This window comes from Gillisia hiemivivida, assembly GCF_007997295.1.
Classification (GTDB): domain Bacteria; phylum Bacteroidota; class Bacteroidia; order Flavobacteriales; family Flavobacteriaceae; genus Gillisia; species Gillisia hiemivivida.
On the sequence record NZ_VORY01000053.1, the window covers coordinates 1 to 713 of the forward strand.

Genomic DNA, 713 nt, shown 5'->3' on the forward strand with positions numbered 1-713 from the left:
CATCAAAATCAGACTCTGCTGCAAGACAAGTTCCTGTTGGAGCTGCATAGATGTATATAGTTGCGGATTCAGAGATCACATCACCTTCAAACAATTCAGTTCCATTTCCACCAGCTTGAGTAAAGTATTGGTTACCGGCTGCAAGAGCAGGTAATGAGTAAGAATCACAAGCTTCTAAATCATCCATTGCTATTGCAACAGGTGTATCATTTATAGTTACATCAAAATCAGACTCTGCTGCAAGACAAGTTCCTGTTGGAGCTGCATAGATGTATATAGTTGCGGATTCAGAGATCACATCACCTTCAAACAATTCAGTTCCATTTGCACCAGCTTGAGTAAAGTATTGGTTACCGGCTGCAAGAGCAGGTAATGAGTAAGAATCACAAGCTTCTAAATCATCCATTGCTATTGCAACAGGCGTATCATTTATAGTTACATCAAAGCTTTCTTCATCTGAACAAGATCCATTTGCATCGTAAATCCATACTGTTTGAGTGCTAGTGATCGGTCCCGTGATTACAGTTCCACCATTTGCTTGACTGTTGTTATAATATGCTTGAGTTCCACTTAGGTCACTTCCTGATATGGCTGGTAAAGTATAACTGTCACATTCAGATTGAGAACCTGGATTAGTTATAACCGGAGTTTTAGTAATTGTTACCTCAAAGCTTTCTTCATCTGAACAAGATCCATTTGCATCGTAGATCCAT

1 pseudogene is annotated in these 713 nt (G+C 39.4%); it reads right to left on the minus strand.

The window, feature by feature from the left end:
- Positions 1–713, minus strand: a pseudogene (locus tag ES724_RS16580) (hypothetical protein); the annotation flags it as partial.